Below are 24895 nucleotides of genomic sequence, written 5' to 3'. Positions count from 1 at the left end.
CCCGCGTATTTTCCGAAAGAACCAACAAAAGCCCCGTTTTTAAAGACAACCAAGGAATAACTGCATTTGCTTTGTAGCCCTATTCACTGGGTATATATATTTCAAGATGTTTCAAAATAGCAGATAACCCATAGACGAGTCATCTTGTCGTACGATAACGTATATCGGCAGCATAGATGAGAGCCATACGCAACAACCCAGTGCCGAAACACCCTCAAACGACCCTAACAAAAACAAAAAAGAAGACCGTATGAACACCACCTTACGCACGCTTGTTACCGCCCTGACCTTCAGCCTGCCGCTCTATGTCAGCGCTGACTCTGCCAGCATCAACTACCGCCACCAGTTCACCGAGGAAGACAGCGCCCACGCCGATCGAATCAAGCTCAACTATCGCCTGGACAGCGGCCTGGGTTTTGAAGCAGAAATGAAATACCGCACGGCGGGCGACCGCGAAGACGTGGCCTACGACAACATGGTCAACAACGGCCACGAGTTCACCGTCAGCTACAACTACAAGCTCAGCCCGCAATCGACCTTGACCCCGGCCTTCCAGATGGACAGTTCCAAGGATTCGACCACTTACAAATTCGGGCTCAAGTACAACTACAAGATCAACGATGCCTTCTATGCGGCCACGCGCTATCGCCTCGACGCCAAGAAGCTCGACCGCGACCAGGTCGACGAAGACCTGCCCGACCACATCAAGGATGACCAGACTACGCATCGTTTTGAGGGCTGGCTCGGCTACACGCCGGCGAGCAAATGGGCGTACGAATATCAGTTCATCTATTTCAAGACCGACTACATCCGCTACGACAACAAGAAGAGCGACTACGAACAGAACCTGATCGTCAAATACAAGCTCACCAAGGAATGGGCACCGTTCATGGAGATCGGCGATGTGAAGGTCAACGCCACCTCTGAAGACCGCCAGGCACGCTGGCGCCTGGGCGTGCAGTACAACTTCATGTAACGCAGCCCACGACTTGCCTGGCGCACGCGCATCGTGCGCCAGGCAAGCCAGCTGCATTCAGTTCAATTGATGGGCCGACCAGCAGGTTTCAGGGCGACGCGCTCACCACGGCCGGGCCGTTCGACAGTTCGGCGGCGGCAGCTTCATAGGCGCGGCGCATGCGCTCGCGACTGTTGGACAAGTGCAGGCGCATCGCGGCGCGAGCGGCGTCGGCATCGCGACGCAGGATGGCTTTGTAGATGTCCTCATGCTCACGACTCAAGCGCTCCAGATAGGGCTCCTTATTGTCGTTGGCCAAGCGTTTGGAGTGCAGGCGCGTACGCGGCAGGATGTTCATCCCAAGGTGCAGCATGATATCGGTGAAGTAGCGATTGCCGGTGGCCAGGGCGATCTGCTGGTGAAACTGAAAGTCCGCCGACACCGCATAGTCGGCACTCACCGCCCGCGAATCAAGCGCATCCAGCGAGTCGCGCATCACCCGCAGTTGCTCGTCGGTACGCCCCAGGCACGCCAGGCCGGCAGCCTCCACTTCCAGGCTGATGCGCAATTCGAGCACCGCCAGCACATCCTGCAGGGTCACGATGGTGTCCGGGTCGATCCGAAACCCGCTGGGGCTCGGGATATCCTTCACAAACGTACCGACGCCATGCCGGGTTTCCACCAGGCCCGAGGCTTGCAGACGCGAGATGGCCTCACGCACCACCGTACGGCTCACACCGTGCTCGGCCATCACTTGCGATTCGGTGGGCATCTTTGTGCCCCGGGCCAGCTCACCGGCACAGATGCGTCGGGAAAGCTCAGTGACCAGGTCTTCGGCCAGGCTGCGGTGCCGGCGGCGAACCGTGGGCTGGACGTTAGGGTTGTCCATCAAGAACACAAATCTCGGTTTACGGAGGAATGCGCATCATAGCGCATTGGTTGTACGACAACGTAGACACGCGTGATAGGCAACCGGGGTTACTGACTCTCCTGCGCCTTGCCCTCCTGCATCTGCACCGACGATTTGCTGCCGTCGGTATTGTTCTTGGTGGCGTTATCGGCGCTGTCGAAACAGCCGTGCAGCAGCAACATGCTGCACAGTACCAGACTGAATTTCTTCATGATGAGTCACCTGCTGACGGGTTGATGACTGAGCCGACCATTGGCCCAGTCCCTGATTTATCTGGCCGGACATCATCACGATACGTTCAACAAAACCGCGCACGGGGCTGACAGGCGGTTGCTATTGGCAGCGCAACGCCAGTGGCGATCCGTATACCCATTAAAAAAAGCTGCCCTTTGGCACCGATAACATCGTTTCTCGGGCGCACCACCGATCCCTATATTGAGCCGCACTATCCAGTGAACGAACCGACAGTCACTCCATCAGTGCGAGTAGCCTCAATGAACGATAAACCTCACAGCGTTGGACTTGAAAATGCGGGCGCCGGGACCCGGGCGGTCTGGGGCGGAGAGCAAGTCAGGCACCCCTACAACGCGACGCAGACGCCTATCGTGGTCAGCGCCGCCTACGGTTACGACGACATCGACGTCTGGTACGACGTGGCGCTGGGGAAATCCCCGGGCTTCATCTATAGCCGGATGAGCAACCCGACGGTCGAAACCCTCGAAGCCAAAATCGGTGAGTTGGAAATGGCCGAAGCCGCGGTTGCGTTCAGCAGCGGCATGGCGGCCATCAGCAGTGTGCTCTACACCTTCCTGGCCCAGGGCGACCGCGTGGTGTCCACCAAGGACAGCTATGGCGGAACCAACAAGATTTTCGAGGAGTTCCTGCCGCGCATGGGCGTGGAGGTCACCTTGTGCGAGACCTTCGACCACGAGGCGATCGAACGCGAAATCGCCAACGGCTGCCGGCTGCTGTACTTGGAAACGCCGACCAACCCGACCCTGAAAATCCTTGATATCCAGCGCCTGGTGGCAGCGGCCAAGCGTGTCGGCGCCCTGGTGGTGGCTGACAACACGTTCGCTACACCGCTGAATCAGAACCCGCTGGCACTGGGGGTGGATGTGGTCATCCACAGCGCGACCAAATTTCTCAGTGGCCATGGTGACGTATTGGGCGGCCTGGTCTGCGGCACCGAAGCGCTGATGGCCCAGGTTCGGCACTACCGCGAAATCAATGGCGCCACACTCGATCCGTTCTCGGCCTATATGATCATCCGCGGCATGAAGACCCTGGTGCTGCGCATGCGCCAACAGCAACGCAGCGCCTATGCCCTGGCGGAGTTCCTGTGCACTGAACCCTTGGTCGCGTCCGTCAATTACCCCGGTCTTCCCAGTCACCCGAACCACGCGGTGGCCTGCGCGCAAATGGGCGGTTTTGGCGCCATTGTCAGTTTCGTGCTGATTGGCGGCATGGACTCGGTCAAGGTGCTGCTGCCGCGCCTGCGATTTGCTCACTGCGCCGGCAACCTCGGAGCGGTCGAAACCATCTACGGCCCGGCCCGCACCACCAGCCATGTGGAAAACACGCTGGAAGAACGCCAGGCGCTGGGTATTTCCGAAGGGCTGGTGCGCGTTTCGGTGGGCATCGAGGACACCGACGACTTGCTTGACGACCTGAAACAGGCGTTCGCGTTTGTGCGCTGCCTGCGCGAGGAAAAAAGCCGCGAGCCGGCCTGAACTGAAGTCTCAAACCCCACGACAGGGCCGTCTGCGGGGCGTTTCATGAAGAGGAATAATAATAAAACGTAGTGGCGAGGTTGCGACCTGCCCTAACAACTTTCATGAGAACAACCATGTCCATAAAAGAACAAAAACTCAACGCACGCGCCGGTTTCAAACAGGAAATGCAGACGCGCCATATTGTCATGCTGGCCTTGGGCGGCGTAATCGGCACCGGTTTGTTTCTGACGTCCGGCTACACCGTCAACCAGGCAGGCCCCTTAGGGGCAGTCATCGCCTACATTATCGGCGCACTGATGGTCTACATGGTCATGATGTGCCTGGGTGAGCTGGCAGTGCAGATGCCCGAAACCGGTTCGTTCAGCACCTACGCAACCCGCTTTCTCGGCCCGGGCACCGGCTACACCGTGGCCTGGCTGTACTGGCTGACATGGACCGTGGCCATTGGCTCGGAATTCACCGCAGCCGGGATCCTGATGACCCGCTGGTTTGCGGACACGCCGGTATGGATCTGGAGTGCGCTGTTCGCCGGCACGGTGTTCCTTACCAACGTGGTCTCGGTGCGTCTGTTCGCCGAGACCGAATTCTGGTTGTCGCTCATAAAAGTCGTGACGGTGGTGGTGTTTCTGGTCATCGGCGGCGGGGCTATTCTCGGGCTGTTGAATATCGATCAGGCGCACAGCATCGGCTTGGCCAACTTTACTCGGGAAGGCTTGTTCCCCACCGGTTTCATGTCGATTGCGATGACCTTGCTGGCCGTGTCGTTCGCGTTTTCGGGCACCGAGCTGATCGGCATCGCCGCCGGCGAAACCAAAGACCCTCAACGCAACGTGCCACGGGCCATTCGCACCACCGTGCTGCGCCTGGCGATCTTTTTTGTCGGCACCATTTTTGTCCTGGCCACCCTGCTGCCCCGCGAACAGGCCGGTTTGGTGGAGAGCCCCTTTGTGACGGTGTTCACCTATATCGGCATCCCCTACTCGGCCGACATCATGAACTTTGTGATCATTACCGCGCTGTTGTCGGCGGCCAACTCCGGGCTCTACGCCGCCTCACGGATGCTCTGGACCTTGAGCGACCAGGGCCACCTGCCCAAGCAGTTCTCGCAACTGACCCGCATGGGTACGCCGTTGAACGCGATTATCTTGAGCATGATCGGCGGCGGCGCATCCCTGCTCAGCAGCGTATTCGCCGCCGACACCGTGTACCTGGCGCTGGTATCGATCTCCGGGCTGGCGGTGGTGGTGGTGTGGATGAGCATCGCCGCCAGCCAAATTGCCTTTCGCCGGCACTATGTGGCCAACGGCGGCGATGTGCGCGAGCTCAAGTTCAGGGTTCGGGGTTACCCGTGGGTGCCGCTGGGCGCACTGGCGTGCTGCAGCCTGGCCTGTGTGGGGATCGCTTTCGATCCGGAACAGCGGGTAGCGTTGTACTTCGGCATCCCCTTCATCGCATGGTGCTACTTCGTGTATTACATTACCCGCAACAGCCGCGAACGACGCTTGTCGCTCACGTCCACGGTACAACCGTCCGATGCGTTCTAGGCGCGTTCGACGGCGTGGGTCAGCGTGCTCAGTGCAGCGTCGATGAGGTCCAGACCATGAAGCAAAAGCCGCTACCCCCCTTGAACTGGCTGCGAGCCTTCGAGGTGTCCGCTCGCTGCCTGAACTTCACCCACGCCGCTGACGAACTGTGTCTGACCCAAGGCGCGGTCAGTCAACAGATCCGCCAACTGGAAAGCCATCTGGGGGTGGCCCTGTTCAAACGCCTGCCCCGGGGCCTGGGCTTGACCGAAGAGGGCCAGGCCTATCTGCCGGTGGTGCAGGACGCGATCACACGACTGGCGGTGGGCACCAGCGAGATTTTCGGCCAACACAAACGCCGGCCGATCAAGGTGCGCGGCAGCCTGGCGTTTTTCGTGCACTGGCTGGCACCCAAGCTGGTGGACTTTCGTCAGCGGCACCCGCACGTCGATATCCGCTACATCAGCAATATCTGGGTCAAGGAACTGGATGGCGAAGACGATATGGAGATTCGCTGGGGCCACGGCCAATGGCCCGGCCTGGTGTCCCAGCGCCTGACCTGGGACACGTTGTTTCCGGTCTGTTCGCCGACCCTGATGGCGCACGCCCCCCTGAACACGGCAAACGACATCGCCCAGCACACGCTGCTGCATGTGCTGGGTTACGAAGAGGGCTGGGGATACTGGTTGAAGATGGTCGGCGCCGACGCGGTCGACTCATCGCGCGGCCTGCAGTTCGATACGTTGATCTCGACGTTGCGCATGGCGCAATTGGGGCAAGGCATTGCACTGGCCCGCTCCTCTATGGTCGACGAAATGCTCCAGGACGGGTGCCTGGTTGAACCATTCGACCAGCGCATAGAGGCCAGCGAGTCGTTTTACCTGGTACGCGGTTCAGGCGCCGACGAGCATCCCGACGCCGTGATGTTTTCCACCTGGCTGGTCGAGCAGGCACACCGTTACAAATAACCGGCCGGAGCCGAACCATGCGCTACATAAGTACCCGAAATGCGGCCGTGCAGGCCGACTTCGAAAAGGTCGTGTTGTCCGGCATCGCCGACGACGGCGGGTTGTTCGTCCCTCTCGATCTGCCGTTGTTCGCGCCCCACGACATCGCTAACTGGTCAACCTTGCCCTACGACGAACTGGCTTATCGGATCATCCGGCCGTTCGTGGGGGCGACGATTGCCGAAACAGACCTCAAGCGCCTGCTCAAAGCCGCCAGCAGCCGGTTTCAGCACCGTGCCGTAGCACCTTTGCATCAGGTCGACCGCAACGAATGGGTGCTGGAACTGTTCCACGGCCCTACCCGCTCCTCTAAGGATTTCGCCGCGCAGTTGCAGGCACAGTTGGTGCAGCACTTTCTGCACCAGCGGCGTCGACGCGCGGTGGTGCTCGGCGCCACCAACGGCGACACCGGCCTGGCGGCCATTGAAGCGTTCAAAGACTGTGCCGAGGCCCACGTGGTGGTGCTCTATCCCGAACACGGCGTGCCCCCGCATCAGTTGCAGGCGCTGTTGGCGGTGGCGCAGCCCACTATGCATCTGTTCGCTGTCGACGGAAGCTTCGACGAGTGCCAGCGCATAGTGAGCGGGCTGTTCAACCAATGGCCGTGCGCACCGTACGCGGCGATCAGCTTCAACTCCAGCAACTGGGTCAACGTGCTGGCCCAGTTGGTGGTGTATTTCCACGCGGTCCTGCAACTGGGCGGCGGCCAGCGCCCGATCGGCTTCAGTGTGCCGGCGGCGAGTTTCGCTGAAGTCTATGCCGGTTACATCGCACAGAAAATGGGCTTGCCCATCACCCAGCTGATCGTGGCCACCAATACCAACGACGCCCTGCACCAGCTGTTCCTGAAGAACCATTATTCCAGGCTGCGCGCCAACACCACCTTGTCACCGGCCATGGACCTGTCGACGTTCTCCAATCTGGAGCGTTTTCTCTGGGAGGTTTACGAACACGATGCCGAGGCGGTGAGCGCCTTGATGGCCGGGCTGGAGGCCTGTGGCGAGATGAGCATCGCCAATGAATGCTGGTTGCAGGCGCGGATGATCATTGACTCCTACGCGGTCAGCGATACTGAAACCCTGAATGAGATGACCGAGTTGTACCGTGACACCGGCTACATCGTCGATCCTCACACCGCCACCGGCGTGCTTGCCGCCCGCCTGTACCGTCGCAGCCTGGTGGCGCCAATGGTCACGCTGGGGGAAATCTCGCCGGTCAAATCGACGGCGCTGCTCGACACGTTGGGGATCAGTGTGCCGCGCCAGGCTTGCCGGGACACTGCGCCCGGCGGACCGGCGCATAAGCGGATCAGGCCCGACGATATTGCCCCGCTCCTTCAACAGCTCGACGCGCTGTGAGGGCGCGGTAATTGGAGGCTCAATGAAGCGCATTCTGGACCCTCTCGATGAACGCATCATCGCCGAGCTGCGGCTCAACGCCCGCGCCGCCCACGCGGAGCTGGCGGCCAAGGTCAATCTGTCGCGCAACGCCGTGCGCCAGCGCATCGAACGCTTGGAACGTGACGGCGCCATACGGGGCTATACCGTCCTGACAGGCGACGGTGGACAAGCCGCCGCGCAGATCAATGCGGTGATCTTCGTCTATCGCTATGACCGTATGCGCGGAGAGGATGTATTGCAGGCACTGCGTGCAATCCCCGAAGTCATCCAGTGCGACGTCATGAGCGGTGAGTTCGACCTGATGCTGCGTGTCGGCGCAACGAACCCGCAGCGGGTGCATCAGGTGTGGAGTCAGATTTCTGCGCTGGCGGGCGTTGAAAACACGGTGACGTCTTTCGTCTTGACGTCCGTCGTCTGAGCCCTTCGCCGCCGCTGAAAGAGCCAGCCTTCGCTGGCTTTTTTTATGCCGGGCGGGCACGCCGGCCCTTGGTCAAAATGCCCATAAAATAGAGCAAATAGGCATATTTCACTGCCCTGATTGGCCGCCTAATCTAGAGCCCAACCACTCCTCACCCAGATCAGGGGCAATAAAAATGACTGAATACAAACTGGCGCTGGTCGGCTTCGGCGGTGTCAACCGGGCCTTGGCGCAACTGATCGCCGAGCGCAATGAGCGCTGGAAAACCGAACTGGGTTTTAGCCTGAAAATCGTCGGCGTCACCGACCTGTTCCTCGGCTCGGTGATCGATCGCCAAGGGCTGGATGCCGCCTTATTGGCGACTCTGCCCATGTCCCAAGGCGCTCTGGCGCAACTGCCGGGGGGCGACGCGGCAGCCCTCAATGAAGCCGTGATCAAAGACTCCGGCGCCGACATGATTGCCGAAGCCACGTTCACCAACCCGGTGGACGGTGAGCCGGCGACCTCGTTCTGTCGCTGGGCGCTGGAAAATGGCAAGCATGTCGTCACCACCAACAAAGGGCCGATCGCCCTGCACGGTGCAGCCTTGAAAGCCCTGGCCCAGCGCAACCACGTGGGCTTCGAATACGAAGGTGCGGTGATGAGTGGCACACCGGTCATACGCCTGGCCAGGCAGTTGCTGGCCGGCAGCACCATCAGCGGTTTCGAGGGCATTCTCAACGGCACATCCAACTTCGTCCTCACCCGCATGGAGAGCGGCCTGGGTTTTGCCGAGGCGGTCAAGCAGGCGCAGGCGCTGGGGTATGCCGAAGCCGATCCGACGGCGGATGTCGAAGGTCATGACGTACGGCTCAAGGTGGTGATCCTCGCCAACGAACTGCTCGATGCAAGAATCAATGTCAGCGATGTGCGCTGCAAGGGTATCAGCGCCCTCACCCGCGGCGACATCGACCAGGCTCGCCAAGACAACGCGCGCTGGAAACTGATCGGCGCCGCCACGCGCCAGGCCGACGGCTCGGTCAGCGCCAGCGTCGAGCCGCGCCTGTTGAGCAACGATCATCCGTTAGCCAGCATCGGCGGCGCCACCAATGCGGTGTCGTTCACCACCGACCTGATCGGCACGGTGACGGTTTCGGGGCCGGCGCCGGACGCACGGAAACAGCCTTCGCGCTGCTGTCGGACATCATCAGCCTCCATCAATCCGCCGCACAGCACCGGGAAGCAAACCAATGAACGTCTCGCACCTGGCCCGCACGGTCGTGGCACCGCAGATCCAAGTCTTCAATCCTTTTGACGGTACGCCGGTCGGCACCGTCGCGGATGTGTGTGCGTCGCAGGTTCCACACCTGCTGGAACAGGCACGCGACGGCGTCCGCGCTTGCGCTGCGTTGCCACGTTACCGCAGGGCGCAGATCCTCGAACGGACGGCCTTGCACGTCGAGCGCGATGCCCGCGCGTTCGCCCGGCTGATCGTCGACGAAGCCGGCAAGACCCTCAAGCAGGCCGAAAAGGAGGTCAAGCGGTGTATCAACACCCTCAAGTTGTCGGCCGAAGAAGCCAAGCGCAATGCTGGAGAAGTGATTCCATTCGATGCGTATGAAGGCTCGGAGTCGCGCCAGGGCTGGTTCTCCCGCGAGCCCCTCGGTTTGATCGTCGCGATCACGCCCTACAACGACCCTTTGAACCTGGTGGCCCATAAGCTCGGCCCGGCCATTGCCGGCGGCAACGCGGTGATTCTCAAACCGTCCGAACTGGCGCCGTTGTCGGCGATAAAACTGGTGGCGTACCTGGTCGAGGCCGGGTTGCCCGAATCGGTGGTCACGGTTGCCACCGGCGGTGCCGAGCTGGGCAAGGCCCTGGTGGCGGCGCGGGAAGTACGCATGATTTCCTTTACCGGCGGGTTTGTCACCGGTGAGCAGATTGCCCGCACCGCGGGCTTGAAGAAATTGGCGATGGACCTGGGCGGCAATGCGCCGGTGATCGTCATGGCGGACTGCGACCTTGAGGCCACTGTGGCGAGCTGCGTATCGGGCGCGTTCTGGGCGGCGGGGCAAAACTGCATCGGCACTCAGCGGCTATTGGTGCATGCGTCGATTTATGCGGCGTTCCGTGCGCGATTCGTCAGCCAGACCGAGGCGCTGACGGTGGGAAACCCGATGCTTGCCACGACCGATATCGGACCGATGATCACCGAGCATGCGGCACAGAATGCCGAGCGTGTAGTAGCCGACGCACTGGCACGGGGCGCCACGTTGCTTTGCGGGCATCAGCGCCAAGGCGCCTGCTACGCCGCCACGGTGCTGGAAAACGTCGATCACGCCAGCCAGCTCTGGCGCAACGAGATCTTCGCACCGGTGGTGGTGTTGCAGCGGTTTGAATCGTTCGATGAGGCCATCGCGCTGGCCAACGAGCCCGACTACAGCCTGCACGCCGGGATCTTCACCCGCGACTTGGCCACGGCGTTGAGCGCCGCGCGCAGGATCGAAGCCGCAGGCGTGATGATCAATGACTCTTCCGACTATCGCTTCGACGCGATGCCATTCGGCGGTTCCAAATACGGCAGCCTGGGCCGTGAGGGCGTGCGCTTCGCCTACGAGGAAATGACGCAACCCAAAGTGGTGTGTTTGAACACGCTCGGTTGAGCGAGGCACATCAGGTGGCTGTGCATTGGGCCGGTCTGGCCAACCGCCCAATGCGTGCGATTTATCACCGTGTCGAGAGCAAGGAAGCGCTGCTGTTCCAGCGGTTGATGGAGCGGTACCAGGCGTTGCTGTCGCACGTTGAGCTGCACTCGTGCAGGCCATCAAGTCACTGCCTTGAGCCGGGTATTGCGCGCAACGCCACGCCGGCAAGGCATGGGTGTCTACACGGCTGTGGCGTGGGCCTGAACCTGTGGCGAGGGAGCTTGCTCCCGTTGGGCCGCGAAGCGGCCCGCTCTTTGTTTACAAAGAATGGGACTGCTGCGCAGTCCAACGGGAGCAAGCTCCCTCGCCACAGGCATTGATCAGCGGTACCCGCCCCCGCCACGGCTGCGCCCGCTCCAACTGTGCCGCAAGCGCGAACAAGGTACTTTCCTCGCCAAAACGCGCAGCAAAATGCGCCCCCATCGGCAGGCCGGCCGCGCTCCAGTGCAACGGTACCGACATCGCCGGCTGTCCGCTGGCATTGAACAGCGCGGTGAACGGCGAGTAGCTGTGGAAGCGCTCAATCAACTCATCCAGGCTCAAGCGGTCGTCCTGCAAGTCCAGCTCGCCGATCAGTACGGGTTCACGGGCCAGGGTGGGTGTGAGGATCAGGTCATAGTCCTGCATGAACACCGCCAGTTGACGGCCCAAGGCATGGATCCATTCCACCGCGCCGGCGTACTGCGCCCCGCTGACCTCACCCTTGCCGCGCAGGATAATCCGGGTGCGGGTTTCAAGCTCTTCAGGCTGCACCGCAAAGCCGCGCATCTGCCCCAGCACGTCGAGGTAATGACGGGTGCTGGCGCCAATGATGGTAAACACCTGATCGAGAAACTCCGGCAGCGCCACCGGCAGCTTCACCGGCTCGACACGGTGGCCCAGGGACTCGCACAGCCTGGCTGCCGCACGCACGGACTCGACCGCTTCACTGGATGTCGACCACGGCCCGAGGTGTTCCACCAGTGCAATCCGCAGTGGCCGTGGATCACGTTGCAGCGCCGAGACATAGGGCTGTGCCTGCATGGGCGCGGCGTACGGTGCGCCCAGGTCGATGCCCGCCGTCGCATCCAACAACGCGGCGCTGTCGCGTACCGACAAGGTGATGGCATGGGGCGTGCCCATCCCCGCCCAGCCTTCACCAACCATCGGGCCCGACGGCAATAACCCGCGACTTGGCTTGAGGCCGAACACCCCACAGCAGGACGCCGGCACACGCAACGAACCGCCGCCATCGTTGCCATGCGCAAACGGCACGACGCGCGCCGCCACCAGGGCCGCCGCGCCGCCGCTGGAACCGCCCGCGCTGTGGCTGGTGTTCCAGGGGTTGCGGGTGGCGCCGAAGCGGTTGGACTCGGTGGAGTAAGAGGTACCGAATTCAGGCGAGGTGCTGGTGCCGACGATCACGCAACCGGCACGGCGCAAACGCGTCACCAGTTCTGCATCGAAATCGGCGCGCGCGCCTCCCAGCGCCTGGGAACCGTTGCTCATCGCCGCGCCGTTGACCGGTGAGAACAGGTCCTTGATCAAGGTCGGCACCCCGGTAAACACCCCATCACCGGGCCGCGCCGTGCGTGCGGCCTCACGGGCCGAATCGTACAGGCACTCGGCCACAGCGTTGAGCTGCGGCTCGACCAGCTCGATGCGATCGATGACCGCCTCCAGCAGCTCGCCGGGTTGTATCTCGCCGCGCCGCAGCCACTCGGCCAAGCCGGTCGCGTCCTCGGTGTCCAGCAGGTTGTGGATGTCCATGTGCATGCCCTCTTGATTACGAATGACTTGAGCCGAGCGTTCGGGTGACTGCCTTGCGCCGCGCTTGCAGGCCGGCCAGCGCCCAGACCAGGGCCGCGATCACACTGGCAAGCGCCAGCCACTGAATGGAGAGGCGCAGGTCGCCAGAGCGGGCACTGAGCAGTGCCACCACCAACGGGCTGACGAACTGGCCGAAATACAGGCAAGAGGTGAATCCGCCCAGGCCACGCCCACGGGTCCTGGCGCTCAGGGCATTCATCACCGGCGCCATCGCGTTGGGCACCAGCAGCCCGGCGCCCAGGCCATGGATCAGCGTCGCCAGCAATACCGCGTTGTAACTTTGCGCGCGCATCAGCAGCCACAGCCCCAGTCCCAGCAAGGTCAGCAGCAACGCATTGCAACCGGCGATACCGATGCGGCGGCGCAGCAGCGGCCAGGCCAGCGACCCGCCCAGGGTCGCCAGCAGGCTCAGGCCGGCCGACAGCCCGATCATCGTGCTCGACGTCACGCCCAGGCCAACCAGCAGAATCGGGGCCTGGATCGGCACCACAAAACTCAGGACCATGCCGCTGAGAATCAGCAGGTAACCGAGCACCACGGGCAGGATCGCTACCCGGCCCTCTTCAGGCGCATCGATCGGCTGCCGGACGCCCTCGGGTTCCCACAGCACCTTGATCATCACCGGCACCAGCAACAAGGGCAGCAGGTACAGCAGGAACGGCAGGCGCCAGGAGTGTTCGCCCAATGCCCCGCCTACGACAAAGAACAGCGAGCCCACGAGGCCGATGGTCACCACCTGTCGATTGATGTAGCGCATGCGTTCTTCGCCGTGCCAATAGTCGGCGATCAAGGTGGCGCAACAGGTCATCACTGCGGCTTCGGCGCAACCGAACAACAGGCGCACGCCCACGATGGACTGCAAGTTATCGAGCACGGCCGGCAACGCCCCGAGCACGGCATACAACAAGGTGGCGATCACCAGCAGCGCCTTGCGCCCTACCCGGTCGGCCAACCAGCCGGCCAGGGGTGCGCACAGCGCAATCGCCAGTGCCGGCCCGGTCACCGCCAAGGGCACCAGCAGGTCGGCACGCGGCTCCAGCGGGCCAAACGCCGCGCCCAGCTTGGGCAGGATCGGCGCGACCATCGCCGCGCCCATGATGGTCAGGCTGCTGCCCAGCATCAGCACCAGCCCTTCACGGCGGCCGGTGGCTTGACGGGGTAACGCACTATCAGAACGTGATGGGTTCATGTCCGGCCCCTTAAAAACTTTGAGAGATACGCAGCGCCACGGTGTAACCCTCGGCCCGGTTGCGGGCGTCGGTTTCCTTGTAGGCATGCAGCCAGATGGGGGGCAGGCCGGGCTTGAAGTAACTTACCGCCGGCCCGACGGCCAATACCCGTGCGCGATTGCCCGACTGCAGCCCCGGCGCGTCGTCATCGCTGAACTGGCGGTAGTAATAACCGCCCAGGCCCAGGGTCCACGGCCCCACATGCTGGCCAACGGCAAATTCGTGGCGGTACTCGACGCCGTTTTTATAGTCGGTCGCGGGGTTGCGGGTGTTGACGTCGACTTCAAAGCTGGAAGACACCTCGAAGCCACTGTCGGTGATGTAAGTGGCGTTGACGATCGGCGAGAATGTCCAGTGATTGAGCCCCGGCGACACCAGGCGATTTTTGTCGTAGTCGCCGTGGGTGCCTGGATTTGCAACTGGGTGTTGATGAACAGGTTCGGCGACAGATTCCATTGCAGGATCAGCGGCAAAAATTGCACGTCGGCCAGTCGAAATGGATCGGCTTCCAAGTGCAAGGGCCCGACCGGGGTCTGGACCTTGATGGAAGCGTCCATCTTGAAAAACGGCACCACCACCCCGTAGCCGTAGTTGGCACCCAGTACGGTGTGATCCGTCATGTGCATATAGGCGGCAGCGATGGACAACACATCCAGTGAAAAATGGTTGTCGACCGAGCGCCCGCTGCGGTCCTTCTGCACATTGGCTGAGTAGAACCCGGTTCGCAGCCCCAGAGTGCCGAAAGGCGTGGCCGGTGGCATCATCCCCGCGCCGAAGTCATACACACCGACCGCCGTGGTCGGCGAGCCGTTCTCGGTGGCCTGGGCGCCGGCGCAGCAACCGAGCAGCCCCAGGGTGAACAGCGTCATGCGTGCGGCGTTTGCATTATTGTTGTTGATCATCGAATGCCCTCCCATCAAGTGGTGTGGGCCATCCTAGTAATCAGCGCCGCGAGCGGGTTATCCGTTTTCAGCAGAGTTGAGCACGTCGCAGGGTCTGCGAAGGGCTTTCGCCAAACAGGGTGCGGTAATCGCCCGAGAACCGGCTCAAATGCCAAAACCCCCAGCGTGCCGCCACTTCCTGGACGCCCTGGGACTGCGTGCTCATACGCAGTTCACGACGCACCGCATTGAGGCGCAATGCACGCAAATACGCCACCGGATTGATCCCCAGGGTTTCCTGGAAACAGTACTGGAGTTTGCGCCGGCTGGCGCCGATGTGGTTGCACAGGTCGAGGATCGACAACGGTTCGTCGAGGTGGCTCAGCGCATATTCACGGGCGCGGTCGACCATCCTTTTACGTGCCGTGGGATTGAGGGGGGGCGCCTGGTCCGGCGCGATCAGTTCCAGCACATGAAGCATCACCGTATCGCGTATGCCGCGACGGATCGCGTCGTGCCCGAGCAATACATCCCGCCCCTGGTTGTAGCCCGACAGTTCATCGAACAACACCGCGAGTTCCTGTTGCACAGGCGAGTCGCCCAAGCGGTAACACTTGGGAAGATCGGTAATTCGAAACGCACTGCCCTGACGCGCCAGCACATGTTCCAGTACGCGCTCGTCAATCGCCACACTGAGCAGATCCAAGTGCTGGGGCGTGTGCAGCTCAGGCAGGTTGTGCCCGTGGGCAACCAACAGGCTGGGCTCGTGAATCGGATGCCCGGCGCAGTACACCGGGCCGTGCGCACTCAACGGCAAGCTGAAGGTGATTGCGCCGTCCCAGGCCGTTCCGCTTTTGATCATGGCTTGATTAGAGCGGTCGCGAGCCAGTTGCATCCACTCCGAACGGAACGCGATCAGCTCGCCTTCAAAGGCGCCCGGCGAGAGCTGATCGTAGCGAACCTGCCAGCCCTGCATGTTCCGGGCGTGCTCATCGATATCGCTCGTGAGGAAATGCTGCAGGGATGACGTCGAACGAACCTGCTTGGAAACCGCAGGCACCCGCTCATTATTGTTGTTCATGGACCCGACCTTTTTGAGTTGCAAGGCTTACGGGTCATCTACAAGGCAAGTTCCATTCCGGACTCAGGACCGGTCGCGCATTTGTGCCGAAAACGGATAGCGCAAGGAGCACCTGCATGCCGCCAGCCGGCAAATACGTTCACCTGTTAATGAGTTTTACGCATCAAGGCTTTATATTCTTCAGCTCGTTGAGCAGGCTCAGCAGCTGTTCCATTTTTTCCGCGCCAAACTGCTCTTCGATCTTGCGGTAGTTGCTTTCCATGCCTTCACTCATCGACACGAAGCACTGCTGGCCGCGCTCGGTGAGGCCGACGAATACCCGCCGCTGGTCCTGGCTGGACTTTTGCCGACGCACCAGGCCGTCGCGCTCCAGACGGCTCAGCACCCCGGTCATGCTGGGTTTGAGAATGCACGCCTGCTGGGCAAGTTGATGGCTTTCCAGCTCGCCCTGCTGGCGCAGGATGCGAATCACCCGCCACTGCTGTTCGGTCAGTTCATGTTTGTTCAGGCGGCCGGAAAAACGCCATCGCGGCTTCACGGGCTTGCAGCAGGGTCAGGGTCAGCGAAGGTCTGGGGTTGGCCATATCGGCACCACGTGGATGAGCGAGTCGGCAGCTTAGTGTCGCCAACCGACGCACGCAAGCCTGTGAAAAGTGCAATCGGTTCCGCGTAAAAGCCATTCTGTCCAAGCGCCGCGCTGGTCATGCTGATCGCTATAAGATCAACAACACCAAGGCGCAACGGCCCATGCCTGGCTCAACGCAAACCCAATTGCCGCTGGCGATACTCCCCCGGAGTGAGCTGTGCGTAGCGCTGGAAAAACCGACTGAAATAGGCAGGATCCTTGAACCCGAGCTGATAGCAGATTTCGTTGGCGGAGCTGCCGGTGAACAGCAGCAGGCGTTTGGCCTCCTGCATCAGGCGTTCCAGGATCAGGCGCTTGGACGGCAGGTCGGCGATGCGTCGGCACACATCGTTGAGTCGCGCCTCGGTCACACCGATGCCTTGCGCATACCGCGACAACGGCCAGTGCTGCAGGTAGTGCGCTTCGATCAGTTCGTTGAAACGGTGAAAAATCTTCAAGTCTTCGTGCCGCGCCGGCGTGGCTTTCAACGAATGGGAGCACAGCCGCAACAGGCTGACCATGATCAAGCGCGTCAAGCTGTCCAGGGCAGCGCCATGCCCTGGGCGCTGGGCGTCCACCTCTTCGCTCAATTCATCGAACAGAAAATCCAGCCGGCGTATTTCACCCGCATTGTGCGGCCCCAGGCGCGCCAGCGCGACACACGCCGCCGGCAGCTGTGCCCCGGCCGGTGCCAGGCTGGGGTCGGTCGCGATCAATTGCCAGACCAGTTGCTGACGCACCGTCAACACGTGCCCGTCGCTGTCGGCCTCGGTCACAAAAGCGTGCGGCACGGTGGGCGGCGTGAGGAAAAACATCGGCCCGGACTCGACGTACTGCTGGTCGTCCAGGTACACGCGCACCGTGCCGCTCTTGACGTAGTGCACCTGAAAGAACCGGTCGTGCCGGTGCACCGGCATGTTGCGCCCGAAGAAACCCGCCAGGTTGGCCAGCCGGTCGTAATGCACCTGCGCGTCGCTGTAGCGCTGGTCGTACACCTGGCCGATGTTGATGTTCGGGATCGGTTGACGGTCGGTCATCGCACGCTGCTCGTTTTTATTGTGATTGCCGTGGTGCTCATCCTGCACCGAATCGCGCAGCGCAACCACCGTGAAGACAGTCTGCCACGCTTGACGATAGTTAACATCTTAATTATAACTGTTAACACATTAACAAAAATCGGAGCCCCATGGCTCTGCCAGGAGAAAGCATGAGCCGTGCCTTGCATGACGTTGCCACCGGCACCCTGTTCGGTGTCGCACTGAACTACCAGGGGCTGCTCAAACAGCGTCTCGCCGAATTCGAACAGCCGCCGTATCAAAAGCCGCCGGTCAAACCGGTGCTGTTTATCAAGACGCCCAACACGCGCAATCAGCACGGCGCCGCGGTGGTGCATCCAGGCCAGGGCGAACGTTTGCAACCCGGCCCGGCGCTCGGCGTGGTGATGGGCAAGAACGCCAGCCGCGTGAGCGCGGCCGATGCCCTCGATTACGTTGCCGGCTACACCATCGTCAATGAATTCAGCCTGCCGGAAGACAGCTACTACCGCCCTGCCGTCAAAGCCAAATGCCGTGACGGTTTTTGTGCGGTCGGGCCCGAGTTGGTCCCCGCCGCGCAGATCAAAGACCCGCACGCCCTGGCGATCACGCTGTACGTCAACGGTGAGATTCGCCAGCAAAACACCACCGCCAACCTGGTGCGCAACATTCCTTTGCTGATCGCCGAAATCAGCGAGTTCATGACCCTGCACGCCGGTGACGTACTGATCACCGGCACCCCGGAAGGTCGCGTCGACGTGCAGCCGGGCGACACCCTTGAAGTTGAAATCAGCGGTTTGGGCCGCCTCGCCAACCACGTCGTGGCCGAGTAACAGGAGCTTGTATGAAACACGCCCGTATCCAGTTTGAAGGCGAAGTCCACCTCGCCCATGTCGAAGACAACAACGCCGTGCGCCTGGCCGATGGTCGGCTGCTGGCCGAAGACCAGGTGCAGTGGCTGCCACCGGCCACCGGCAGCATGTTCGCCCTGGGCCTGAACTACGCCGACCACGCCGCCGAACTGGCGTTCAAGCCGCCCACCGAGCCGCTGGCCTTCATCAAATCCCCCGGCACCTATACCGGCCACAACCAGGTGACCTGGCGCCCGGATAACGTCGCCTACATGCACTACGAGTGTGAACTGGTGGCCGTGATCGGCAAGCCGGCGCGCAACGTCAAGCGCGAACACGCCCTGGACTACGTGGCCGGCTACACGGTGTGCAACGACTACGCCATTCGTGACTACCTGGAAAACTACTACCGCCCCAACCTGCGCGTGAAAAACCGCGACGCCACCACACCGGTCGGCCCGTGGATCGTCGATGTGGCCGATGTGCCCGACCCGAGCAACCTGACACTGCGCACCTGGATCAACGGTGAGCTGCGCCAGGAAGGCAGCACCAAGGACATGATTTTCGACATCCCCTACCTGATCGAATACCTGTCCGGCTTCATGACCCTGCAACCCGGCGACATGATTGCCACCGGCACGCCGGAAGGCCTCGCGGATGTGGTGCCCGGCGATGAAGTGGTGGTGGAGGTTGAAGGCGTAGGCCGCCTGGTCAATCGAATTGTCAGCGAAGCGGCGTTCTTCAACGCCCGTACAGAGGCTTGAGCAGCATGATCAAACATTGGATCAACGGCCGTGAGGTCGAAAGCAAAGATGTGTTCGTCAACTACAACCCGGCCACTGGCGAAGCCATCGGTGAAGTCGCCAGCGGCGGCGCCGATGAAGTGGCGCAGGCGGTGGCGGCGGCCAAGGAAGCCTTTCCAAAGTGGGCCGGCACCCCGGCCAAGGAACGTGCGCGCCTGATGCGCAAACTCGGCGAGCTGATCGAACAGAACGTGCCGCGCCTGGCCGAACTGGAAACCCTCGACACCGGCCTGCCGATTCACCAGACCAAAAACGTGTTGATCCCACGCGCATCGCACAACTTCGACTTCTTCGCAGAAGTCTGCACGCGCATGGACGGGCACAGTTACCCGGTCGATGACCAGATGCTCAACTACACGCTGTACCAACCCGTAGGGGTGTGCGCGTTGGTCTCGCCGTGGAACGTGCCGTTCATGACGGCCACCTGGAAGACCGCGCCGTGCCTGGCGCTGGGCAATACCGCCGTGCTGAAGATGTCCGAGCTGTCACCGCTGACCGCCAACGAACTGGGGCGCCTGGCCGTCGAAGCCGGTATCCCCAACGGCGTGTTGAACGTGATCCAGGGTTACGGCGCCACCGCCGGCGATGCGCTGGTGCGCCATCCGGACGTGCGCGCGATTTCCTTCACCGGCGGCACCGCCACCGGCAAGAAGATCATGCAGACCGCGGGCCTGAAAAAGTACTCCATGGAACTGGGCGGCAAGTCGCCGGTGCTGATCTTCGAAGACGCCGACCTGGAGCGCGCCCTCGACGCGGCGCTGTTCACGATTTTCTCGCTCAACGGCGAACGTTGCACCGCCGGCAGCCGGATCTTTATCCAGGAAAGCGTTTACCCGCAGTTCGTGGCTGAGTTCGCCGCGCGCGCCAAACGCCTGATTGTCGGCGACCCGCAAGACCCGAAGACCCAGGTCGGCTCGATGATCACCCAGGCCCACTACGACAAGGTCACCGGTTACATCAAGATCGGCCTCGAAGAAGGCGCCACCCTCCTCGCCGGCGGCCTGGAGCGCCCGGCCAACCTGGCGGCGCACTTGAGCAAAGGGCAGTTCATCCAGCCGACGGTATTTGCCGATGTGAACAACAACATGCGCATCGCCCAGGAAGAAATCTTCGGGCCGGTGGTGTGCCTGATTCCGTTCAAGGACGAAGCCGAAGCGCTGCAATTGGCCAACGATACCGAATACGGCCTGGCGTCCTACATCTGGACCCAGGACATCGGCAAGGCGCATCGTCTGGCCTATGGCATCGAAGCCGGCATGGTGTTCATCAACAGCCAGAACGTGCGCGACCTGCGCCAACCGTTCGGCGGGGTGAAAGGTTCCGGCACCGGCCGTGAAGGCGGCCAATACAGCTTCGAGGTGTTCGCCGAGATCAAGAACGTATGCATCTCGATGGGCAGCCATCACATTCCACGCTGGGGCGTCTGAGCAACACCAAAATCCCCTAAGACAACAACAATTTCAGGAGAATCATCATGGGCGAAGTCGTCCTGGCCGCGAAAATCTGCCACGTTCCCTCGATGTATTTGTCGGAGCTGCCCGGCAAACACCATGGCTGCCGTGAGGCGGCGATTGCCGGCCACAAGGAAATCGGCCGGCGTGCCCGCGAACTGGGCGCAGATACCGCCGTGGTGTTCGATGTGCACTGGCTGGTCAACAGCGCTTACCACGTCAACAGTGGCGAGCACTTCAAGGGTATCTACACCAGCAACGAACTGCCGCACTTCATCAAGAACATGGAGTACGAGTACCCGGGCTGCCCGGAGCTGGGCGAGCTGATTGCGCTGGAGGCCAATGCGGCCGACGTGCGCACCCTGGCCCACAACATTCCGAGCCTGGAGCTGGAATACGGCACGCTGGTGCCGATGCGCTACATGCACATGGGCGTGCCGGACGATCAAAAATTCAACGTGGTGTCGATTGCCGCCTGGTGCGCCTGGCATCGTCTGCAAGACAGCTTCACCTTCGGCGCCGCCGTGCGCCGCGCCATCGAAAAGAGCGACCGCAAAGTCGTGGTGCTGGCCTCGGGGTCGCTGTCGCACCGTTTCTCAGACGATCGCAACGCCGAAGCCAATATTCATAACTGGACGCGCGAGTTCGACAAACAGGTCGACCTGCACGTGGTGGAACTGTGGCGCCAGGGTCGCTGGAAAGAGTTCTGCGCCATGCTCCCCGACTACGCCGAGCACTGCTTTGGCGAAGGCAAGATGCACGACACCGCCATGCTGTTGGGGTTGCTCGGTGGGCCGGACTACACCCAGCCCGCCGAGATCATCACCGAACCCTTCGGCAGCTCGGGCACCGGACAGATCAACGCCATTTTCCCGGTTTGAATGAGAGCAGCGGCAAGTTTCAAGCTACAAGCCGACCACACTCACTTGCCGCTTGAAGCTAAAAGCTACCGACGCAGGAGGTCCCATGCCCCACTTCATCGCTGAGTACACCGACAACCTCGAACAGCAGGCGGACCTGCCGGGCCTGTTCGAAAAAGTCCACGCCACCCTGGGCGACAGCGGCGTGTTCCCGCTGGGCGGCATCCGCAGCCGCGGTGTGCGCCTGGACACTTGGCGCATGGCCGACGGCAAGCATGACTACGCCTTCGTGCACATGACGCTCAAGGTCGGTCATGGCCGTGACCTGGCAACCCGACAGAAGGTCGCCGAAAAACTCTTCGAGGTGATCACCGCGCACTTCGCCGAGCTGCAAGCCCAACGCCTGCTGGCCTTGTCGTTTGAAATGATCGAACTGCACGAGCAGCTCAATTTCAAGCAGAACAATGTGCACGCCTTCCTTAAGGCGCAGGTGAGTTAACCCGCCCAGCCCGTTCGTTCCATCGGCCTCTCAGACAAAAAGTATAAAACCATGAGCACAGCCAATACCGCCGACACCCTTGCGCGCGTCGTCCGCGATCGCACCCACAGCACCATCACCTGGCGGCTGATGCCGCTGTTGTTGATCTGCTACCTGTTCGCGCACCTCGACCGCATCAACATCGGCTTCGCCAAGATGCAGATGAGCACCGACCTCAATTTCAGCGACACCGTCTATGGCTTCGGTGCCGGTCTGTTCTTCATCGCCTACGCGCTGTTCGGCGTACCAAGCAACATGGCCCTGGACCGTGTTGGCCCGCGACGCTGGATCGCCACGCTGATGGTGGTGTGGGGCGCGCTGTCGACCTGTATGTTCCTGGTCGACAGCGCGACGGGCTTCTATGTGCTGCGCTTTTTGCTCGGGGTGGCCGAAGCGGGTTTCTTTCCGGGCATCCTGGTGTTCCTGAACCGCTGGTACCCGGCTGGGCGGCGTGCGCAGATCACGGCGTTGTTTGCGATTGCGGTGCCTATGGCCGGGGTGATCGGCGGGCCGCTCTCGGGCGGCATCCTTGAGCACTTTCATGACCTGGGCGGCCTGCGCGGCTGGCAGTGGATGTTTGTGATCGAGGGCGCGCCGGTCATCCTGCTCGGGCTGGTGGTGCTCAAATGCCTGCCGGACAGTTTCGAGCGTGTCACCTGGCTGACACCCGCGCAAAAGCAACAACTGCGCGAGCAACTGCACAGCGAAGAACAGCGCAAATCCATCACCTCGTTCTCCGCCATTCTGCACAACCGGCAAGTGTGGCTGTTGGTGGCGGTGTATTTCGCGGTGATGCTGGCGGTCAATACCCTGGCGTTCTGGATGCCGACGCTGATCCACGGCGCCGGGGTCGGCAGCGACGGCAAGGTTGGCCTGCTCAGCGCGGTGCCGTACCTGGCCGGCTGCTTTTTCATGATCGGCTGCGGGCGCTCGTCCGATCGCCACCGCGAACGCCGCTGGCACCTGTGCGTGCCGTTATTGATGTCGGCGGGCGGCATTGCCATCGCCGGGCTCGCCCCCACCAACCCGACCCTGGTGCTGGGCGGCCTGATCATCGCCGGCATGGGCGCCAGCGCGGCGCTGCCGATGTTCTGGCAACTGCCTCCGGCGTTCCTGTCCAACCACACCCAGGCCGCCGGCATCGCCTTGATCAGCTCCTTCGGCAGCATCGCTTCGTTCTTCGCGCCCTACCTGATCGGCTGGATGCGCGACACCACCCACAGCGCCAGCCTGGCCCTCTACGCCCTGGCATTGCTCATTGCACTCGGTGGCGTGCTGGTGCTGCGCACCCAGGCGGCCATCGTCAACCCTCACTGAGAGAACCTTGTCATGCTCGATCAACAGCTTATCCAACAAGCCGCCGTCCGCCTCGACCAGGCGGAACGTTCCCGGGAACAGGTGCGCCAGTTCTCCCTGGAACACCCGGCAATCACCCTTGACGACGCCTACGCCATCCAGCGCGCGTGGGTCGCCCAGAAAATCAAGGACGGGCGCAAGCTGGTCGGTCACAAGATCGGCCTGACTTCACGCGCCATGCAGGTGTCTTCCAACATCACCGAGCCGGATTACGGTGCGCTGCTCGATGACATGTTCTTCGACGAAGGCACCGACATCCCCTTCGAGCGTTTTATCGTGCCGCGGGTCGAGGTCGAGTTGGCGTTCATCCTGGGCAAGCCGTTGAAAGGCCCAAATGTGACCCTGTTCGACGTGCTCGATGCCACCGAATGGGTGATCCCGGCGCTGGAGATCATTGATGCGCGCATCCAACAGGTCGACCCGCACACCCAGGCGACCCGCAAGGTGTTCGACACCATTTCCGATAACGCGGCCAACGCCGGCGTGGTGATGGGCGGGCGCGCCGTGCGCCCCACCGAGATCGACCTGCGCAAGGTGCCCGCCGTGCTCTACCGCAATGGTGTGATCGAAGAATCCGGCGTGTCGGCCGCCGTGCTCAACCACCCGGCCAAGGGCGTGGCCTGGCTCGCCAATAAGCTGGCCGCCTATGACGTGACCCTGCAACCGGGGCAGATCATTCTGGGCGGCTCCTTCACCCGCCCGGTGGCGGCCAACCCCGGCGATACCTTCCATGTCGACTACGACATGCTCGGCTCGATCGCCTGTCGTTTTGTGTAAGCGGAGGACGGCTCGATGGATATGCCTGTGAACACCTTCAAACAACGCCTGTGCAGCGGTGAAGCCCAGATCGGCCTGTGGCTGGGACTGGCCGATGCCTACTGCGCGGAACTGGCCGCCAACGCCGGCTTCGATTGGCTGCTGATTGACGGCGAACATGCGCCCAACGACCTGCGCGGCATGCTCGGCCAACTCCAGGCCGTGGCGCCCTACCCCAGCCATCCGGTGATTCGCCCGGTCATCGGCGACACGGCGCTGATCAAGCAAGTGCTCGACATCGGCGCACAGACGTTGCTGGTGCCCATGGTCGAGAGCGCCGCGCAGGCGCAGGCACTGGTGAGCGCCATCCACTACCCGCCCAAGGGGGTGCGCGGCGTCGGCAGTGCGCTGGCACGCGCATCGCGCTGGAACAGCATCGCCGGGTACCTCGACAAGGCCGATGAGCAGATGTGCCTGCTGGTGCAGATCGAAAACCGTGAAGGCCTGGCCAACCTGGATGCAATCGCGGCCGTGGAAGGCGTCGACGGCGTGTTCATCGGGCCGGCCGACCTGAGCGCCTCGATGGGCCATCGCGGCAACCCAGGGCATCCCGAGGTGCAGGCGGCGATCGAAGACGCCATCGCACGCATCCGCCAAGCCGGCAAGGCCGCCGGCATTCTGAGCGCCGACCCGGCGTTGGCGCGGCGTTACATTGAGTTGGGCGCGGCGTTCGTCGCCGTGGGCGTGGACACCACGGTGCTGATGCGTGGGCTGCAAAGCCTGGCGGCGGCGTTCAAGGGTTCAGCGGCGCCGGCCAGCGCGGCGGGGGCTATCTACTAAGAGTGCAAATGAAAAGCGACCCGTGGCGAGGGAGCTTGCTCCCGCTGGGGTGCGAAGCGGCCCTAAAAATGGGAAATGGGGACTGCTGCGCAGTCCAACGGGAGCAAGCTCCCTCGCCAACAGGTCACTTTTTACCCCTTTCAAAGTC

General features: G+C 62.1%; 21 protein-coding genes and 4 pseudogenes. 17 read left to right on the top strand and 8 right to left on the bottom strand.

Features of this window, described 5'->3' with window-relative positions; translation table 11 throughout:
* The first annotated feature begins 250 nt into the window (after positions 1 to 250).
* Entirely contained in the window at positions 251 to 976 is a 726-nt protein-coding gene (locus JWR98_RS11490; protein WP_003173262.1) for an oligogalacturonate-specific porin KdgM family protein, read from the top strand.
* Between the two features lie 88 nt (positions 977 to 1064).
* On the opposite strand, the gene JWR98_RS11485 is transcribed toward JWR98_RS11490, so the two are convergent.
* Both JWR98_RS11485 and JWR98_RS11480 read right to left on the bottom strand, forming a co-directional pair.
* Entirely contained in the window at positions 1065 to 1844 is a 780-nt protein-coding gene (locus JWR98_RS11485) for a FadR/GntR family transcriptional regulator (protein ID WP_003173261.1), read from the bottom strand.
* Positions 1845 to 1933: 89 nt separating this feature from the next.
* Positions 1934 to 2077, bottom strand: a complete 144-nt coding sequence (locus JWR98_RS11480; protein WP_179119911.1) for a hypothetical protein — start codon at positions 2075 to 2077, stop codon at positions 1934 to 1936.
* 282 nt (positions 2078 to 2359) lie between these two features.
* Between JWR98_RS11480 and JWR98_RS11475 the strand changes: the two genes are divergently transcribed.
* The 8 genes and pseudogenes from JWR98_RS11475 to JWR98_RS29395 form a co-directional block, all read left to right on the top strand.
* Positions 2360 to 3598: a cystathionine gamma-synthase family protein gene (locus tag JWR98_RS11475; protein WP_205490084.1), complete on the top strand. Its 1239-nt coding sequence runs from the start codon at positions 2360 to 2362 to the stop codon at positions 3596 to 3598.
* Positions 3599 to 3714: 116 nt separating this feature from the next.
* A complete protein-coding gene (locus tag JWR98_RS11470) occupies positions 3715 to 5145 on the top strand; it encodes an amino acid permease (protein ID WP_078732678.1) in 1431 nt (476 codons plus the stop codon).
* Between the two features lie 56 nt (positions 5146 to 5201).
* Positions 5202 to 6092, top strand: a complete 891-nt coding sequence (locus tag JWR98_RS11465) for a LysR substrate-binding domain-containing protein (RefSeq protein ID WP_003173255.1) — start codon at positions 5202 to 5204, stop codon at positions 6090 to 6092.
* A 17-nt stretch (positions 6093 to 6109) separates the two neighbouring features.
* On the top strand, positions 6110 to 7489 hold the full coding sequence (thrC, locus tag JWR98_RS11460; protein WP_205490082.1) for a threonine synthase: 1380 nt from the start codon (positions 6110 to 6112) through the stop codon (positions 7487 to 7489).
* Positions 7490 to 7511: 22 nt separating this feature from the next.
* Positions 7512 to 7949 (top strand): Lrp/AsnC family transcriptional regulator, encoded by a 438-nt coding sequence (locus JWR98_RS11455; RefSeq protein WP_078732676.1) that lies wholly within the window; start codon positions 7512 to 7514, stop codon positions 7947 to 7949.
* A gap of 175 nt (positions 7950 to 8124) precedes the next feature.
* A pseudogene (locus JWR98_RS11450) lies at positions 8125 to 9182 on the top strand (homoserine dehydrogenase).
* Positions 9179 to 10591 (top strand): aldehyde dehydrogenase family protein, encoded by a 1413-nt coding sequence (locus tag JWR98_RS11445; protein ID WP_078732674.1) that lies wholly within the window; start codon positions 9179 to 9181, stop codon positions 10589 to 10591. Before JWR98_RS11450 ends, JWR98_RS11445 begins: the two are co-directional and overlap by 4 nt.
* A gap of 56 nt (positions 10592 to 10647) precedes the next feature.
* Positions 10648 to 10734, top strand: a pseudogene (locus JWR98_RS29395) (TetR/AcrR family transcriptional regulator); the annotation flags it as partial.
* 157 nt (positions 10735 to 10891) lie between these two features.
* Here JWR98_RS29395 and JWR98_RS11440 read toward each other — a convergent pair.
* The 6 genes and pseudogenes from JWR98_RS11440 to hpaA all read right to left on the bottom strand — a co-directional run bounded on the left by JWR98_RS11440 (position 10892) and on the right by hpaA (position 17295).
* Positions 10892 to 12382: an amidase gene (locus JWR98_RS11440; protein ID WP_205490080.1), complete on the bottom strand. Its 1491-nt coding sequence runs from the start codon at positions 12380 to 12382 to the stop codon at positions 10892 to 10894.
* Between the two features lie 16 nt (positions 12383 to 12398).
* On the bottom strand, positions 12399 to 13631 hold the full coding sequence (locus JWR98_RS11435) for an MFS transporter (RefSeq protein WP_078732672.1): 1233 nt from the start codon (positions 13629 to 13631) through the stop codon (positions 12399 to 12401).
* 10 nt (positions 13632 to 13641) lie between these two features.
* Positions 13642 to 14573: pseudogene (locus JWR98_RS11430) on the bottom strand (SphA family protein).
* 67 nt (positions 14574 to 14640) lie between these two features.
* A complete protein-coding gene (locus tag JWR98_RS11425; protein ID WP_078732671.1) occupies positions 14641 to 15633 on the bottom strand; it encodes a helix-turn-helix domain-containing protein in 993 nt (330 codons plus the stop codon).
* Between the two features lie 163 nt (positions 15634 to 15796).
* Positions 15797 to 16217 (bottom strand): annotated as a pseudogene (gene hpaR, locus JWR98_RS11420) (homoprotocatechuate degradation operon regulator HpaR).
* Positions 16218 to 16389: 172 nt separating this feature from the next.
* Positions 16390 to 17295, bottom strand: a complete 906-nt coding sequence (gene hpaA, locus JWR98_RS11415; protein WP_078732704.1) for a 4-hydroxyphenylacetate catabolism regulatory protein HpaA — start codon at positions 17293 to 17295, stop codon at positions 16390 to 16392.
* A gap of 170 nt (positions 17296 to 17465) precedes the next feature.
* Here hpaA and JWR98_RS11410 point away from each other — a divergent pair, with 170 nt between their 5' ends.
* The 8 genes from JWR98_RS11410 to hpaI all read left to right on the top strand — a co-directional run bounded on the left by JWR98_RS11410 (position 17466) and on the right by hpaI (position 24747).
* Entirely contained in the window at positions 17466 to 18125 is a 660-nt protein-coding gene (locus tag JWR98_RS11410; protein WP_078732669.1) for a fumarylacetoacetate hydrolase family protein, read from the top strand.
* A gap of 11 nt (positions 18126 to 18136) precedes the next feature.
* Positions 18137 to 18907, top strand: a complete 771-nt coding sequence (locus JWR98_RS11405; RefSeq protein WP_205490078.1) for a fumarylacetoacetate hydrolase family protein — start codon at positions 18137 to 18139, stop codon at positions 18905 to 18907.
* A gap of 5 nt (positions 18908 to 18912) precedes the next feature.
* Positions 18913 to 20373: a 5-carboxymethyl-2-hydroxymuconate semialdehyde dehydrogenase gene (gene hpaE, locus JWR98_RS11400; protein WP_205490069.1), complete on the top strand. Its 1461-nt coding sequence runs from the start codon at positions 18913 to 18915 to the stop codon at positions 20371 to 20373.
* Positions 20374 to 20420: 47 nt separating this feature from the next.
* A complete protein-coding gene (hpaD, locus tag JWR98_RS11395; protein ID WP_078732666.1) occupies positions 20421 to 21278 on the top strand; it encodes a 3,4-dihydroxyphenylacetate 2,3-dioxygenase in 858 nt (285 codons plus the stop codon).
* 85 nt (positions 21279 to 21363) lie between these two features.
* Positions 21364 to 21756 (top strand): 5-carboxymethyl-2-hydroxymuconate Delta-isomerase, encoded by a 393-nt coding sequence (locus JWR98_RS11390; RefSeq protein ID WP_078732665.1) that lies wholly within the window; start codon positions 21364 to 21366, stop codon positions 21754 to 21756.
* Between the two features lie 51 nt (positions 21757 to 21807).
* Positions 21808 to 23112: an MFS transporter gene (locus JWR98_RS11385; RefSeq protein ID WP_078732664.1), complete on the top strand. Its 1305-nt coding sequence runs from the start codon at positions 21808 to 21810 to the stop codon at positions 23110 to 23112.
* A gap of 12 nt (positions 23113 to 23124) precedes the next feature.
* Complete coding sequence (gene hpaH, locus JWR98_RS11380) at positions 23125 to 23928, top strand: 2-oxo-hept-4-ene-1,7-dioate hydratase (protein WP_078732663.1); 804 nt, start codon at positions 23125 to 23127, stop codon at positions 23926 to 23928.
* A 15-nt stretch (positions 23929 to 23943) separates the two neighbouring features.
* Positions 23944 to 24747 (top strand): 4-hydroxy-2-oxoheptanedioate aldolase, encoded by an 804-nt coding sequence (hpaI, locus tag JWR98_RS11375; RefSeq protein ID WP_205490067.1) that lies wholly within the window; start codon positions 23944 to 23946, stop codon positions 24745 to 24747.
* The last annotated feature ends 148 nt before the right edge of the window (positions 24748 to 24895 follow it).

This window comes from Pseudomonas lactucae (genome assembly GCF_016937615.1).
In the GTDB taxonomy this organism is placed as follows: Bacteria; Pseudomonadota; Gammaproteobacteria; order Pseudomonadales; family Pseudomonadaceae; genus Aquipseudomonas; species Aquipseudomonas lactucae.
The sequence above is the reverse complement of the archived record's forward strand: the minus strand, read 5'-3'. Positions and strand labels throughout refer to the sequence as shown.

What these genes read in the sequence shown, in the direction of transcription:
- JWR98_RS11490 (WP_003173262.1), top strand. Translation starts at nt 251, where the DNA reads ATGAACACCACCTTACGCACGCTTGTTACCGCCCTGACCTTCAGCCTG.
- JWR98_RS11485 (WP_003173261.1), bottom strand. Translation starts at nt 1,844, where the DNA reads ATGGACAACCCTAACGTCCAGCCCACGGTTCGCCGCCGGCACCGCAGC.
- JWR98_RS11480 (WP_179119911.1), bottom strand. Translation starts at nt 2,077, where the DNA reads ATGAAGAAATTCAGTCTGGTACTGTGCAGCATGTTGCTGCTGCACGGC.
- JWR98_RS11475 (WP_205490084.1), top strand. Translation starts at nt 2,360, where the DNA reads ATGAACGATAAACCTCACAGCGTTGGACTTGAAAATGCGGGCGCCGGG.
- JWR98_RS11470 (WP_078732678.1), top strand. Translation starts at nt 3,715, where the DNA reads ATGTCCATAAAAGAACAAAAACTCAACGCACGCGCCGGTTTCAAACAG.
- JWR98_RS11465 (WP_003173255.1), top strand. Translation starts at nt 5,202, where the DNA reads ATGAAGCAAAAGCCGCTACCCCCCTTGAACTGGCTGCGAGCCTTCGAG.
- thrC (WP_205490082.1), top strand. Translation starts at nt 6,110, where the DNA reads ATGCGCTACATAAGTACCCGAAATGCGGCCGTGCAGGCCGACTTCGAA.
- JWR98_RS11455 (WP_078732676.1), top strand. Translation starts at nt 7,512, where the DNA reads ATGAAGCGCATTCTGGACCCTCTCGATGAACGCATCATCGCCGAGCTG.
- JWR98_RS11445 (WP_078732674.1), top strand. Translation starts at nt 9,179, where the DNA reads ATGAACGTCTCGCACCTGGCCCGCACGGTCGTGGCACCGCAGATCCAA.
- JWR98_RS11440 (WP_205490080.1), bottom strand. Translation starts at nt 12,382, where the DNA reads ATGGACATCCACAACCTGCTGGACACCGAGGACGCGACCGGCTTGGCC.
- JWR98_RS11435 (WP_078732672.1), bottom strand. Translation starts at nt 13,631, where the DNA reads ATGAACCCATCACGTTCTGATAGTGCGTTACCCCGTCAAGCCACCGGC.
- JWR98_RS11425 (WP_078732671.1), bottom strand. Translation starts at nt 15,633, where the DNA reads ATGAACAACAATAATGAGCGGGTGCCTGCGGTTTCCAAGCAGGTTCGT.
- hpaA (WP_078732704.1), bottom strand. Translation starts at nt 17,295, where the DNA reads ATGACCGACCGTCAACCGATCCCGAACATCAACATCGGCCAGGTGTAC.
- JWR98_RS11410 (WP_078732669.1), top strand. Translation starts at nt 17,466, where the DNA reads ATGAGCCGTGCCTTGCATGACGTTGCCACCGGCACCCTGTTCGGTGTC.
- JWR98_RS11405 (WP_205490078.1), top strand. Translation starts at nt 18,137, where the DNA reads ATGAAACACGCCCGTATCCAGTTTGAAGGCGAAGTCCACCTCGCCCAT.
- hpaE (WP_205490069.1), top strand. Translation starts at nt 18,913, where the DNA reads ATGATCAAACATTGGATCAACGGCCGTGAGGTCGAAAGCAAAGATGTG.
- hpaD (WP_078732666.1), top strand. Translation starts at nt 20,421, where the DNA reads ATGGGCGAAGTCGTCCTGGCCGCGAAAATCTGCCACGTTCCCTCGATG.
- JWR98_RS11390 (WP_078732665.1), top strand. Translation starts at nt 21,364, where the DNA reads ATGCCCCACTTCATCGCTGAGTACACCGACAACCTCGAACAGCAGGCG.
- JWR98_RS11385 (WP_078732664.1), top strand. Translation starts at nt 21,808, where the DNA reads ATGAGCACAGCCAATACCGCCGACACCCTTGCGCGCGTCGTCCGCGAT.
- hpaH (WP_078732663.1), top strand. Translation starts at nt 23,125, where the DNA reads ATGCTCGATCAACAGCTTATCCAACAAGCCGCCGTCCGCCTCGACCAG.
- hpaI (WP_205490067.1), top strand. Translation starts at nt 23,944, where the DNA reads ATGGATATGCCTGTGAACACCTTCAAACAACGCCTGTGCAGCGGTGAA.